General features: G+C 64.5%; 13 protein-coding genes. 5 read left to right on the top strand and 8 right to left on the bottom strand.

Annotated features, from left to right (window positions below; all coding sequences use genetic code 11):
• Positions 1-58: 58 nt before the first annotated feature.
• The 3 genes from eno to ABMC89_RS04915 are packed head-to-tail and all read right to left on the bottom strand — an operon-like array spanning position 59 to position 3,004.
• Complete coding sequence (gene eno, locus ABMC89_RS04925) at positions 59-1,333, bottom strand: phosphopyruvate hydratase (RefSeq protein ID WP_349565786.1); 1,275 nt, start codon at positions 1,331-1,333, stop codon at positions 59-61.
• Positions 1,334-1,372: 39 nt separating this feature from the next.
• Positions 1,373-2,266, bottom strand: a complete 894-nt coding sequence (locus ABMC89_RS04920) for a DMT family transporter (RefSeq protein ID WP_349565784.1) — start codon at positions 2,264-2,266, stop codon at positions 1,373-1,375.
• A 39-nt stretch (positions 2,267-2,305) separates the two neighbouring features.
• Entirely contained in the window at positions 2,306-3,004 is a 699-nt protein-coding gene (locus ABMC89_RS04915) for an NYN domain-containing protein (RefSeq protein ID WP_349565782.1), read from the bottom strand.
• A gap of 296 nt (positions 3,005-3,300) precedes the next feature.
• Here ABMC89_RS04915 and ABMC89_RS04910 point away from each other — a divergent pair, with 296 nt between their 5' ends.
• Positions 3,301-4,620, top strand: a complete 1,320-nt coding sequence (locus tag ABMC89_RS04910; RefSeq protein WP_349568517.1) for a DEAD/DEAH box helicase — start codon at positions 3,301-3,303, stop codon at positions 4,618-4,620.
• Positions 4,621-4,717: 97 nt separating this feature from the next.
• On the opposite strand, the gene ABMC89_RS04905 is transcribed toward ABMC89_RS04910, so the two are convergent.
• Positions 4,718-5,554: a tellurite resistance TerB family protein gene (locus tag ABMC89_RS04905; RefSeq protein WP_349565780.1), complete on the bottom strand. Its 837-nt coding sequence runs from the start codon at positions 5,552-5,554 to the stop codon at positions 4,718-4,720.
• 132 nt (positions 5,555-5,686) lie between these two features.
• Here ABMC89_RS04905 and ABMC89_RS04900 point away from each other — a divergent pair, with 132 nt between their 5' ends.
• On the top strand, positions 5,687-6,595 hold the full coding sequence (locus ABMC89_RS04900) for a DMT family transporter (protein WP_349565778.1): 909 nt from the start codon (positions 5,687-5,689) through the stop codon (positions 6,593-6,595).
• 7 nt (positions 6,596-6,602) lie between these two features.
• On the opposite strand, the gene ABMC89_RS04895 is transcribed toward ABMC89_RS04900, so the two are convergent.
• On the bottom strand, positions 6,603-8,015 hold the full coding sequence (locus ABMC89_RS04895; protein WP_349565776.1) for a protein adenylyltransferase SelO: 1,413 nt from the start codon (positions 8,013-8,015) through the stop codon (positions 6,603-6,605).
• 102 nt (positions 8,016-8,117) lie between these two features.
• Between ABMC89_RS04895 and ABMC89_RS04890 the strand changes: the two genes are divergently transcribed.
• Positions 8,118-8,654, top strand: coding sequence for a CBS domain-containing protein (locus ABMC89_RS04890; RefSeq protein ID WP_349565774.1), 537 nt, complete (start codon positions 8,118-8,120; stop codon positions 8,652-8,654).
• Here the strand turns inward: ABMC89_RS04890 and ABMC89_RS04885 are convergent.
• Both ABMC89_RS04885 and ABMC89_RS04880 read right to left on the bottom strand, forming a co-directional pair.
• Positions 8,651-9,100: a GNAT family N-acetyltransferase gene (locus ABMC89_RS04885; RefSeq protein ID WP_349565772.1), complete on the bottom strand. Its 450-nt coding sequence runs from the start codon at positions 9,098-9,100 to the stop codon at positions 8,651-8,653. The genes ABMC89_RS04890 and ABMC89_RS04885 overlap by 4 nt on opposite strands.
• On the bottom strand, positions 9,097-10,038 hold the full coding sequence (locus ABMC89_RS04880; protein WP_349565770.1) for a nucleoside hydrolase: 942 nt from the start codon (positions 10,036-10,038) through the stop codon (positions 9,097-9,099). The genes ABMC89_RS04885 and ABMC89_RS04880 overlap by 4 nt, the downstream gene beginning before the upstream one ends.
• Before the next feature lie 110 nt (positions 10,039-10,148).
• On the opposite strand from ABMC89_RS04880, the gene ABMC89_RS04875 reads away from it, so the two are divergent.
• Complete coding sequence (locus ABMC89_RS04875) at positions 10,149-11,027, top strand: hypothetical protein (protein WP_349565768.1); 879 nt, start codon at positions 10,149-10,151, stop codon at positions 11,025-11,027.
• Here the strand turns inward: ABMC89_RS04875 and mazG are convergent.
• On the bottom strand, positions 11,024-11,836 hold the full coding sequence (gene mazG / locus ABMC89_RS04870) for a nucleoside triphosphate pyrophosphohydrolase (protein WP_349565766.1): 813 nt from the start codon (positions 11,834-11,836) through the stop codon (positions 11,024-11,026). The two genes, ABMC89_RS04875 and mazG, sit on opposite strands and share 4 nt — an antisense overlap.
• Before the next feature lie 56 nt (positions 11,837-11,892).
• Here mazG and ABMC89_RS04865 point away from each other — a divergent pair, with 56 nt between their 5' ends.
• Positions 11,893-13,065, top strand: coding sequence for a M20 aminoacylase family protein (locus ABMC89_RS04865; protein ID WP_349565764.1), 1,173 nt, complete (start codon positions 11,893-11,895; stop codon positions 13,063-13,065).
• Position 13,066: the final 1 nt, after the last annotated feature.

The following is a 13,066-nucleotide window of genomic DNA, read 5'->3' as shown; positions in this document are numbered from 1 at the left end:
GCCCTCCCTTTTTTTGTGCGCGACGCGAGGCCGTCCCCTGTGACGGGCGGGCAGGCGCTTATTTCAGGATGCCACGGCCTGCATATTCCGCGGAGGCATCGAGCGCTTCCTCGATGCGGATCAACTGGTTGTATTTCGCCAGCCGGTCCGAGCGCGCGAGGCTGCCGGTCTTGATCTGGCCGCAGTTGGTGGCAACCGCCAGATCGGCGATGGTGGCATCCTCGGTTTCGCCGGAGCGGTGGGACATCACGTTGGTGAACCCGGCACGGTGCGCCATATCGACGGCTTTCAGCGTCTCGGTCAGCGATCCGATCTGGTTGACCTTGACCAGCATCGAGTTTGCCGCCTTGCGGCTGATCCCGTCGGCAAGACGGGCGGGGTTTGTCACGAAGAGATCGTCGCCCACCAATTGCACCTTGTCGCCGATCGCGGCGGTCAGCGCCTGCCAGCCGTCCCAGTCATCCTCCGACATGCCATCCTCGATCGAGATGATGGGATAGTCGGAAACCAGCGCCTTGAGGTAGTCGACGTTTTCCTCCGAGCTGAGCGTTTTGCCTTCGCCGGAGAGGACGTATTTGCCATCCTTATAGTATTCCGTCGCGGCGCAATCGAGGGCGAGATAGATTTCATCGCCGGGCTTGTAGCCTGCTTTTTCGATGGATTTCAGAATGAAATCAAGCGCGTCACGGGTGGAACTGATGTTGGGCGCAAAGCCGCCTTCGTCGCCCACGCCGGTCGCCAGACCTGCGGCGGAGAGTTCTTTCTTCAGGGTGTGGAAGACTTCGGCGCCCATGCGAACGGCGTCGCGGATGTTGTCCGCAGCCACCGGCATGATCATGAATTCCTGAATGTCGATGGGGTTGTCGGCGTGCTCACCGCCATTGATGATGTTCATCATGGGGACGGGCAGGACGCGGGCAGAGGTGCCGCCCACATAGCGATAGAGCGGCTGCGAGCAGAAATCGGCGGCGGCCTTGGCCGTGGCAAGCGAAACACCGAGGATCGCGTTGGCACCCAGCCGCGATTTGTTCGGCGTGCCGTCGAGTTCGATCATCATCTCGTCGATCTCGACCTGTTCGGTGGCGTCGCTGCCTACCAGCGCCTCGGCGATCTCGCCGTTGACGGCGGCGCAGGCTTCCAGAACGCCCTTGCCCATGTAGCGGCTCTTGTCACCGTCGCGTTTTTCCACGGCTTCGTGGGCGCCGGTCGAGGCACCCGAGGGCACGGCGGCGCGGCCCATCGTGCCGTCCTCGAGGACCACATCCACCTCGACGGTGGGGTTGCCACGGCTGTCGAGGATCTCGCGGGCGTGGATGTCGATGATGGTGCTCATGGCGTATTTCCTTGGGTCAAGGTTGAGGTCAGCGACGGTTTAGACCGGGCCGGGCGTGTTTGAAAGGGGGGCATGGCGCTGTTTGCGCTCACGCCAGAAGGTATAAAGCCCCGAAGCCGCGATGATCGCCGCACCGCACAGCACGAGCGCGTCCAACTCCTCGGAGAAAACCAGCACCCCCAGCGACAGACCGAAGACGATCCGTGAATAGCGGAAGGGCGCAACGAAACTGACATCCCCGATACGCATCGCCGCGATGATGCAGTAGATCGACGGGATGCCGAAGGCGATGGCGGTGGCCAGCAACAGCCAGCCCTGCGTTGTGGGCAGCACGGGCGCGGTGCCCGCTATGGCAAGGGCGACAATTCCCGCGGGCACAGAGGCCAGAAAACCCACGATCGACAGCTGGATCGTGGTGATCTCACGTTTGATCCGGCGCGTGACCAGATCGCGCGCGGACATGGCCAGCACACCGCCCACGGCAAAAAGCGCGGCGGTGTCGAACTCGGTGCCGAAGGGCCGCAGGACCAGAAGCACTCCGCCCAGACCCACGGCAATCGCGCTCCAGCGGCGGATGCCGACGGTTTCGCCCAGAAACAGGGCCGCGCCGAGTGTTACCAGCAACGGGTTGGCCTGAATGATCGTGGTGACGACCGACAGCGGCACCAGCGCCAGCGCCGAGACGAATCCCAGCGCCGCGAGCCCTTCGAGCAGCGCGCGCAGCCCGGAGTTGCCGGTCAGGAACCGAAGCCGGAAGGGAACCTGCCCCAATGCCATCGCCCAGATCCCCAGCACGAGGGCGCCGCCAAGGCCGATGCCCATCAGTATCTGCCCGACCGGCAAGCTGGCGGACAGGACCTTGATGACCGCGTCTTCCAGCGCGAAGCCGAGCATCGCCAGCACCATCAGCAGCGCACCGCGCAGATTATCCATGTCGGGCCTTTCTTCGGAATGTGTCGGGCGGTTGCGGCCCTATTTCTCGCGGACCATCAGGCGCGCGCCTTCCTTGCGGGTCTCCAGCGCGGGGATGTCACGCACCAGCGCCGAAAGCTTGCTGTAGCCGTAGCTGCGGGTGTCGAAATCGGGGTGGGCCGCCTGAATGGTCTGGCCGATCAGGCCAAGGTTGTACCAATCGTCTTCCTGTTCGATCTTTTCCATCGCGTCATAGATCAGGGGCAGGGCGCTCGCCGACTTTTCGGAGGGCTTGGTCTTGGGTGTCTCGCCGTCGAGGTTCTCGATGAAGATGAAGCGGTTGACCACGTTGCGCAGCGCTTCGGGCGTTTTCTTTTCGCCGATGCCGATCACGGTCAGCCCGTCCTCGCGCAGCCGGTTTGCCAGCGCCGTGAAATCGCTGTCCGAGGAGACCAGCACAAAGCCGTCGAACCGGCCCCCGTGCAGGATGTCCATGGCGTCGATGACCAGCCCGATGTCCGAGGCGTTCTTGCCCTTGGTGTTGGCGGTTTCCTGCACCGCGACCAGACCCAGCGACAGAAGCTTGTCGTTCCAAGACCGCAGCCGGTCCGAGGACCAGTCGCCGTAGACCCGCCGCAGCGCCGGCTCGCCGATCGAGGTGATCTCGCGCAGGATCGCCTCCGCGTGTTTCGCGGGAACGTTGTCGGCGTCGATCAACACGGCAAGCAAAGGGCGGTCACGGTCGGCGCGGGGGGGCATGGCAAATTCCTGTAATGAGGTTTTGCCATCCCTTTAGCATATCACGACGTGAAGACCATGGGGGCCGTCGCCGTTGACATCCGCTCCCCAAGGGCCCATGTGGGGGTCAGGGCGATGCTTCCTGCCGCGTGAGCAGTTGCAGCACATCAGTGATCTGCCATGAGAGGCCGCCCCTTTGTTCCCAAGATCACGCGTGGGGCCAACGCGAAGCGGACGGCGCGGTGCAGATGGCACCCCGCCGCGATCCGTCTTTCGTGCACCCTGATGCGCGCCACCTTGGCGCGAGCGAGACTTATATGAGCGATTTCGACATGATGGACCTGCCAGCGACGCTGGTAAAACGACTGGAACTGATGGGCATGACAGAGCCTACGCCGATCCAGAAACAGGCAATTCCGCACGGGCTGAACGGCCGCGACGTGATGGGCCTTGCCCAGACCGGCACCGGCAAGACCGCCGCCTTCGGCATCCCGCTGATCGCGCAGATGCTGGAGCTTGAAGGCCGGCCCGCGCCCAAATCGGTGCGCGGACTGGTGCTGGCGCCAACCCGCGAACTTGCCACCCAGATCAGCGAGAACCTGCGCGATTTCGCCCAGAACACCCCACTGAAGGTGGCGATGGTCGTCGGCGGCCAGAACATCAACACCCAGATCAAGCGGCTGGCGCCGGGGGTGGATTTGCTGGTGGCGACACCGGGGCGGCTACTCGATCTTCTGGACCGGCGGGCGGTGCGTCTGGATGCGGCGTCCTTCCTTGTGCTCGACGAGGCGGACCAGATGCTCGACATGGGTTTCATCCACGACCTGCGCAAGATTTCGAAATTGATCCCGGCAGAACGCCAGACGATGCTGTTCTCGGCCACGATGCCGAAGCTGATGAACGAGATCGCGGAAAGCTATCTGAACAAGCCGATCCGGATCGAAGTCTCGCCTCCGGGCAAGGCTGCCGACAAGGTCACCCAAGAGGTGCACTTTATCGCCAAGGCCGAGAAGAAGGAGCTGTTGAAAGAGCTTCTGGCCAAGCATCCCGGCGAACGCGCGCTTGTGTTCGGGCGCACCAAACACGGCTGCGAGAAGCTGATGAAGGATCTGGTCAAGGCAGGCTTCGATGCCGCGTCGATCCACGGCAACAAGAGCCAGGGCCAGCGCGACCGCGCGATCGAGGCGTTCAAGTCCGGCAAGATCACCGTTCTGGTGGCGACCGACGTGGCCGCGCGCGGTCTGGACATTCCGGACGTGAAATTCGTCTACAACTACGAATTGCCGAATGTACCTGACAACTACGTCCACCGCATTGGCCGGACCGCGCGGGCGGGCAAGGACGGCGCGGCGATTGCCTTCTGTGCGCCCGACGAGATGGGCGAGTTGAAGGACATCCAGAAAACGATGAAGACCTCTATTCCCGTCGCATCTGGCCGTCCGTGGGAAGTGTTGGAAGACCCCGCCAAGCCGAAAGGCCGTGGAGGACGCGGCCGGGGCCGTGGCGGACGTGGCGGCGGCAGCGGCGGTGGACAGCCTCAGGGCGCTGCCAAACCGGCGGGTGCCGGTGCCCCCGGTGGTGCGCGCAGGCGCCGTCGCGGTGGCGGCGGTGGCGGCAAGCAGGCCGCGCAGGGCTGAAACCAGCCTCTATCCCGATATGAGACGCGCGCCGCAGGAGACTGCGGCGCGCGTTTTGCGTTTCGGAAATGGCAGGCTTCGCGAAGTGTGCGGAGCCTCAGGTATAAAGCGATGGCACGCCAAGCTGGGCGTGGATGTCGTTTACCTCGGTCGGGGTCATCGCGTAGCCCTGGGCGAGTTTGTGCAGATACTGCGCCTCGTCCTGCGTATCGAGATCGATCGCCAGTAGGCTCATGGCGTAAACCTGCGGTCCCATGCCCTGCGGCGTCTCGTTGACCAGCGCGTCGACATCCACCGGCGCGTTCATCCTGTCGCGGATGAATGCCGCCTCTTCAGCGTCGATATCGCCGAGGTGGTCCAGCAGCTTGCGCTCTTCCTCCGCGTCGAAGTGACCGTCCGATTTCGCGGCCTGTATCATTGCTGCCAGCATCAGCGCGGCGGTCGCTTCTTGTTCCTGCGACGGGGTGATCGGGGGCTGCGGTGTCTCGTCGAATTGCGAATTCAGCACCGCGCCGAAATCCTGGTCGTTCTGCTGCGGGGCCTTGTTCACCGTGTTGCCCAGACCGCCCAGCAGACCACCTGCGCCTGCAGCACCGGCAAGACCGCCAAGCAATCCACCCAGACCGCCCTGCGTGCCGGCCGTGCCACCCTGCGCGCCGCCGAGGTTCTGCAAAAGCCCGCCGAGGCCGCCACCGCGGGTGCCCGCGCTGCTGCCACCCAGAAGACCGCCCAGCATACCGCCGAGCCCGCCCTGGGCCGACGTGCTGGCGCCGTTGGCCGACAGCCCGCCCAGCAAGCCACCGAGCCCGCCTTGCCGGCCTGTCCCGGCCGACGCGCGGCCCTGTCCGCTGCGCGAACTGTCCATCATGTGCTTTGCACCTTTCGCGATGGCCACGCCGACCGCGACCTTGGCGAGTGTTTTCATCAGGCTCATCTCTGCCCTCCTTTTCTTGGGTATCATCTAGTCACATTCTGCCACATCCCAAGCGGCCTGCAGGGGGAAAAGCGGAAAGGCGCCTGCACCGGTGCGATTGACATCGCGCCGCGCGCGGGCCTTGAGTGTGCCATGGAAAGAAAAGACAGCATGGATGCCATCGGCGCGGTATGCCTGACCGCCTTCGCGCTGCACCTTGCGTTCAATCAGGTGGTGATCAAGGTCACCGCAGGTGGCTTCAGCCCCGTCTTTGCCGCCGGTTTCCGGTCTGCGGGGGCCGTGCTGGTCCTGCTTTTGTGGATGTACCTGCGCGGTGTGTCTTTGCGCATGCCACGCAACGCGCTGCCGTGGGCTGTGGTCTCGGGGCTGTTTTTCGCCTTCGAATTTCTGTGCCTGTTCATCGCGCTCGATCTGACCGCCGTGAGCCGTGCGTCGATCATTCTCTATTCGATGCCGGTCTGGCTGGCACTGGCGAGTTCCGTCCTGCTGCCGTCCGAGGGGCTGACCTTGCGCAAGACGCTGGGGCTTGCGTTGGCAATGGGCGGCGTCGTGCTGGCGCTGTCGGACCGCAGCAGCGGGCAGGCCAGCTGGACCGGTGATATCCTGGCGCTTCTTGCCGCCTTTTCGTGGGCGGGGATTGCCTTGCTGGTCCGGGTGACCCCGCTGGCGGATGTCGCGCCGGAGCACCAGCTTATCGGGCAGCTTGCCATATCGGCGCCGGTGCTTTTGCTGCTGGCGCCGCTCTTTGGTCCGTTCCTGCGCGAGGTCGCGCCGATTCACATCGCAGGGATGGCGTTCCAGATCATCGCGATCGCGTCGCTGGGGTTTCTGGCCTGGTTCTGGCTGCTCAAACGCTATCCTGCCAATTCGGTCGCATCCTTCAGTTTCCTGTCGCCCGTGGCCGCGGTGATCTTCGGCTGGTTGATACTGGACGAACGGATCGCGCCGCAGGTCTGGGTCGCGCTGGTGATGGTCGCGGTGGGCATCACCCTGATCAACCGCAAACCCCGCCAGCGGGCGCAGGTAGGCGGGCCGGGTTAGGCGCCAGTCAGGTGCCGCAGAATGTTGCGGCGACCACTTCGGACGGGGTCGGCTGTGTCTCAAGCGCGGGATCGGTCGAGGTATAGGGCGTCGCAAGCGCGCTCATCAGCCGCTCGAAGGGTGCCATGTCGCCCGCCACGGCGGCGGTGATCATCTCTTCCATGCGGTGGTTGCGCGGAATGATGGCGGGATTGCTCTGCCGCATCAGCGCTTCGGGCGCGTCCTCGTCGGCCAAACGGGTGCGGTGGTCGCGCGACCAGTCGGCAAAGGCCGCACGGTCCGTAAACTGCGCCTCTGCGTCGCCTTCGGACAGGGCGCGGAAACTGTTGGTGAAATCGGCGCCATCGCGCTGCATCAGATCCAGCAGGCGCTGGATCAGATCGTAATCCCCGTCGCGCGGAGCGGCGATACCGATCTTGGCGGCAAAGCGTTTCAGCCACGCAGCTTCGATCAGGCCGGGCATTGCATGAATGATCTTGGTCGCTTCGGCGGCCGCCGCCTCGCGGTCGTCCATCTGCTGGATCAGTGCTGTGGCGAATTGCGCCATATTCCAGACCAGAATGTTGGGCTGGTTGCCAAAGGCGTAGCGGCCCTGGCTGTCGATCGACGAAAACACGCGGCCCATGTGGAAATCATCCATGAACGCGCAGGGGCCGTAATCGATCGTCTCGCCCGAGATGGTGCAGTTGTCGGTGTTCATCACGCCGTGGATGAAGCCCACGGACATCCATGCCGCGACCAGCGTCGCCTGCCGTTCGGTCACGGCGCGCAAAAGATCCAGTGGCCCGGAGGCATCCGGCGCATGGCGCGCGATGGCGTAGTCGGTCAACTGGCGCAGCGCGTCGGTATCGCCGCGGTGGGCGAAGACCTCGAAGTGGCCGACGCGAAGGTGGCTGTCGGCCACGCGGGTCAGCACCGCGCCGGGCAGGGCGGTCTCGCGCCAGATGTCTTCGCCGGTTGCCACGGCGGCCATTGCGCGCGTGGTGGGAATGCCCAGGGCATGCATCGCTTCGGACACCACGTATTCGCGCAGCACGGGGCCTAGCCACGCCCGCCCGTCGCCGCCGCGCGAATAAGGCGTGCGGCCCGCACCCTTGAGCTGGATGTCGCGCCGCGCGCCGCTACGGTCGATGACCTCGCCCAGAAGGATCGCGCGGCCATCGCCCAGCTGTGGCGTGTAGTTGCCGAACTGGTGGCCCGCGTAGAGCTGAGCGAGCGGGGCCGCATCGTCCGGCACCTCGTTGCCCGAAAATATCTGCGCGAGGGCAGCGTCGTCGCGCCCCTCGATCCCGAGGGTTTTTGCCAGTGGCGCGTTGAACGCAAGCAGCCTGGGGGCCTTGACCGGTGTGGGGGCAAGGCGTGTGTAGAACCCGTCGGGCAGGGCGGCGAAACTGTTATCGAAGTCGAGTGAAATTTCCATAGGCCAGATATAGGCGGGCGAGGCGGAATTCACCAGATGTCTTGCCCTTTGTGGCTGTGCGCTAGGTCAAAACCCAAGAGAAACTCAACAAGGGAGCGACCCATGGCTGCAAAGAACCACGCCGGTATGCAACTGAGAGACCGGCCCGAATTCAGCAATAAACCCAAACCCCTGACATTCCGCAAGGAGGCGAGCGTAAAGGATGCCGTCGCCGCAATGTGCGACAAGAACTTCGGGTCGGTCATCGTCGTGGACGATGACGAGAAGGTGATCGGGGTGATGACCGAACGCGACATCATGCGCAAACTGGTCAACCACGGCCGCGATCCGGCATCGACAACGGTGGGCGATCTGATGACCTCATCGCCGCGACTGGCCAAGGAAACCGATGATGTGCTGGACTGGCTGCGGATCATGTCGAACGACCGCTTCCGCCGGTTGCCGGTGGTGGATGCCGAAGGCCGGATCAAGGCTGTGTTCACGCAGGGCGATTTCGTCAGCTACACGTGGCCCGACATGGTCTATCAAGCCAAGGAACTGGCCAAGGCAAGCTTTGGCCGGAACTACGGCACATGGCTGATCATCGGCGGTATCATGCTGTATTCGTTGCTGATGGTGATCGTGCTGAACGTGATCTAGAGCTTTCTGGACATGAACATATAGCTGTCGCGCGGCTGGAAACCCGCGCGGCGGTAGAGCTTGAGCGCGGCGGCATTGTCGCGGTCGACTTCGAGGTGGATGGCGCGCAGGCCGCCACCGGCAAGCGCACGGGGCAGGGCGATCAGGGCCTCCGAGGCGATCCCGCGTCCGCGCACGCCGGGGCGCACGTAGATTTCGTCGATGATGGCGTCGAGGCCACCGAACTCCACCGACCAGCCAAAGGTGATCACGACATAGCCGATGGGCGCGCGGGGCGGCCCTATCAGGTAGGCGCAACCGTGGGGGATCCCTTGAAGCAGCGGCTCCAGTCCCGCCCGGCGGGCCTCGTCGGTCGCTTCGATCCCTTCCTCGGCATGGAACGCGGCCACCAGGCCCAGAAGTTTGTCCAGATGCTCGGGCGCGGCGAGGGTCAGCGCGGCACTCACAGGCGGGCCAGCCTTTCGGTCAGAAGCGCAAAGAAGCCGTCGGCGTCGATGTCCCCCATGAATGTCGCGTTCGGTGCACGCTCGGTCACGCCCCACCAGTCCGCGACCGTCATCCCCATCGTCAGCTCCGATGTGGTTTCGATCTCTACATTGATATGGCGGCCTTTGAACAGATCGGGGTTGACCAGATACGCTGTCACGCAGGGATCGTGCAGCGGCGCGCCGGCCGAGCCGTATTTTTCCTTGTCGAAGCGTTCGAAGAAGTCGGTCATCTGCGCCACCGCCACCCCGACGGGGGTGCCGAGCGCGCGGAAGGCATCATTGCGTTCGCGTGTGACCAGCGCCTTGTGCGTCACGTCGAGCGGCATCACCACGATCGGCGCCCCACAGGAGAAGACGACGTCGGCGGCTTCAGGGTCCACGTAGATGTTGAATTCAGCCGCGGGCGTGATGTTGCCCACTTCGAAGTAAGCACCGCCCATCAGGACGATCTGCGCGATGCGCCCGGCGATATCCGGGGCCTTCTGCAAGGCCGTGGCAATGTTCGTCAACGGGCCGAGCGGGCACAGCGTGACGCTGCCGGGCTCTGCGCTGCGCAACGTATCGATGATGAAATCGACGGCGTGGCCCTCGGCCATCGGCATCGTCGGCTCCGGCAGGGTCGGACCATCGAGGCCCGTCTTGCCATGCACGTGTTCGGCGGTGACCAGTTCGCGACCGAGCGGGCGGTCGCAGCCCGCGTAGACGGGCACATCCCTGCGGCCCGCCAGTTCGCACACGATCCGCGCATTGCGCGTCGTCAGGTCCAAGGGCACGTTTCCGGCGACACAGGTGATCCCCAGCACCTCGATTTCGTCGGGGCTGGCAAGCGCCAGCAGGATGGCGACCGCATCGTCCTGTCCGGGGTCGGTGTCGATGATGATCTGTGCGGGCGGCATGGGAAATCCTCGGTTCGTGAAATTTGCGCCACCATTTCAAGCGCCGCGAAGCTTGTCCAGCGCGGTTCGCACCCTTGCGCGCAGGCACGCTCACCCGTAACGATCACGGGATGAAGCCGCTGTATCTCCATCTTGGCGCGCACCGTACGGGCACGTCTTCGTTCCAGATGATGCTTGCTGAGAACGCGGCGTTGCTGCGCGGGGCCGGCTACGATCTGGCCTATCCGGGGCGCGACGATATTCCGGGCGGCACGCTGGGCCTGCGGCTGCCCGATCCGCGCAATGTGGACCAGTGGGAAAAGCGGTTCGTCCCCAATATCGCCGCAGAGCTTGAGGGGCTGAGTGCGCCTGACAGTAACGCGATGATCCTGTCCGAAGAAAACATCCCCGGCCGGATGATCCACTTTGCTTCGGGCACGTTCTACCCCGCGGCGGAAGAACGTCTGCTGGCCCTGTCGCAAGGCGCGGGGGTTCCGATTTTGCGTGCGGTGCTGGTCGTGCGGGCCTACGCCGATCTCTATGTCTCGGCGTGGCGCAAACGCGCCGAGGACCACCACTGCGATCCGTTCAGGGACAGCCGCTACAACCTGCTGCATATGGACCGTGGCTGGCCCGAACTGGCGGAACTCGTGCTGACCCATCTGAGGGTGCAGGAACTGGTGGTGGTGGAATACGGACGCCGCAAGGGAAGCGTCGATCTGCTGCGCCTGCTGGTGCCCGAAACGGTGCATCTGCCGGTGGTCGAACCCGAGCAGCGGATGAACCATTCCGCCACCGATGCCGCGCTCGAGGCGCTGCAGGCGATCTACGCGCGCGGCGAGACACTGGAACGGGCGGCGTGGCAGCGCATCGTGGCAGAGCACCGCGAGGATACGGCGCCGCGCGGGCTTACCGAATACACCGCCCGCCAGAAGCGGATCCTGCAGGGACGGTACGCGCGTGATCTGGAACGGCTCGCCGAGATGCCCGGCATCCTTTTTCTGGGCTAGCGGCCTTCGTCGCGCTTTACCTCGTCCCACAGCGCGTCCATCTCGGCCAGATCGCTGTCTTCGGGTTTTTTGCCCCGCGCGCGCAACTTTGCCTCGACCCCCTCGAACCGGCGCGTGAATTTGCTGTTGGCGGCCCGCAGCGCGGCCTCCGGCTCGATCCCCAGATGGCGGCCGAGGTTGGCCATCACGAACATCAGATCGCCGAATTCCTCCGCGATCTCGTCGGGGCCGAGCGTATCACGCGCCTCGACCAGTTCGGCGGCCTCTTCGCGGATCTTGTCGATGACGTGGCTGGCATCCGGCCAGTCGAATCCCACCCGCGCGGCACGCTTTTGCAGCTTGTAGGCGCGCAAGAGCGCGGGCAGTCCGACCGCCACGCCGTCGAGCGTGCCGCGCTGGGCCTTGCCCGCGCGTTCGGCGGCCTTGATTGCCTCCCAGTCGCGGGTCTGCTGTTCGGCCGATTTGTCCCGGCTCTCGTCGCCGAAAACATGCGGATGCCGCGCGACCATCTTGTCGCTGATGGTGCGCACCACCGACTGGAAGGAAAACAGCCCCGCCTCCTCGCCCATGGCGGTGTGATAGACCGATTGCAGCAGCAGATCGCCCAGCTCTCCCTCCAGATCGGTCCAGTCGCGCCGCTCGATCGCGTCCGCGACCTCATAGGCCTCTTCGATGGTGTAGGGGGCGATACTGTCGAAATCCTGCTCGATGTCCCACGGGCAGCCCGTTTGCGGATCACGCAGGCGGCGCATGATCTCGAGCAGGCGTTCGATGCCCGCGTTTTGGTCGTGTATCAGATCGTCAGCCATTGCGGGCCCTCCCGGTTCGGTGTCAGATAAGGCCACGTCCAAGAAGGAGTCCACCCATGCCCATCATCAACCGGATCGCAGACTATGCCAGCGACATGACAACCTGGCGCCGTCACCTGCACACGATCCCCGAATTGCAGTTCGCCTGCCACAAGACAGCGGCCTTTGTGGTGGAACGCCTGCGTGAATTCGGCGTGGACGAGATCCACGAAGGGATCGCCGAAACCGGTGTGGTGGCGATCATCGAAGGGCGCGGTGAAGGCCCGACAATCGGCCTGCGGGCCGATATGGACGCCCTGCCGATGACCGAGGAAACGGGGCTCGACTATGCGTCCAAGACGCCGGGTGCGATGCACGCCTGCGGGCATGACGGACATACCACGATGCTCCTCGGGGCGGCGAAGTACCTTGCCGAGACACGCAATTTCGCGGGCCGCGTCGCGCTGATCTTCCAGCCGGCGGAAGAGGGTGGCGGCGGCGGCGACGCGATGTGCCGCGAGGGGATCATGGACCGCTTCGGCATCGGCGAGGTCTATGCCATGCACAATGCGCCCGGCCTGCCCGAGGGGATGTTCGCCACCACGACAGGCCCGATCATGGCAGCGGCGGATACGTTTCACATCCACATTACCGGTCGCGGCGGCCACGGGGCGCGCCCGCACGAGACCGCCGATCCGGTCGTCGCTGCCTGCGGCATCGTACAGGCGCTGCAAACGATCTCGAGCCGTAACCTCGATCCCGAAAAGCAGCTGGTGATCTCGACCACGCAGATCCACACCGGCACCGTCGACAACGTGATCCCCGATACCGCCTATATCAACGGCACCGTGCGCACCTTTGACAAGGAAGTGCAGGCGATGGTCGTGCGGCGCATGGGCCAGATCGTCGAACACGTCGCGGCGGGCTATGACCTGACCGCCAGACTGGATTTCGAATACGGCTATCCGCCCACGGTCAACCACCCCGCGCAAACCGATTTCGCTGTCGCGGTCGCGCAGGAAGTCGTCGGCGACGCGCAGGTCGATGCGGCCATGGCCCCGATCATGGGTGCGGAGGATTTCGCCTATATGCTCGAGGCACGTCCGGGGGCCTATCTGATGCTGGGTCAGGGCGAGGGGCCCTCGGTCCACAACACCGCCTATAATTTCAACGATGATATTGCGCCCATCGGCGCATCCTTTTTCGCGCGCGTCGTCGAACGCGCCCAGCCCGCCAGGGAAGTTGCCTGAC

The organism is Sulfitobacter sp. HNIBRBA3233 (assembly GCF_040149665.1).
Classification (GTDB): Bacteria; Pseudomonadota; Alphaproteobacteria; order Rhodobacterales; family Rhodobacteraceae; genus Sulfitobacter; species Sulfitobacter marinivivus.
This window is presented reverse-complemented; position numbering and strand designations above follow the sequence as displayed.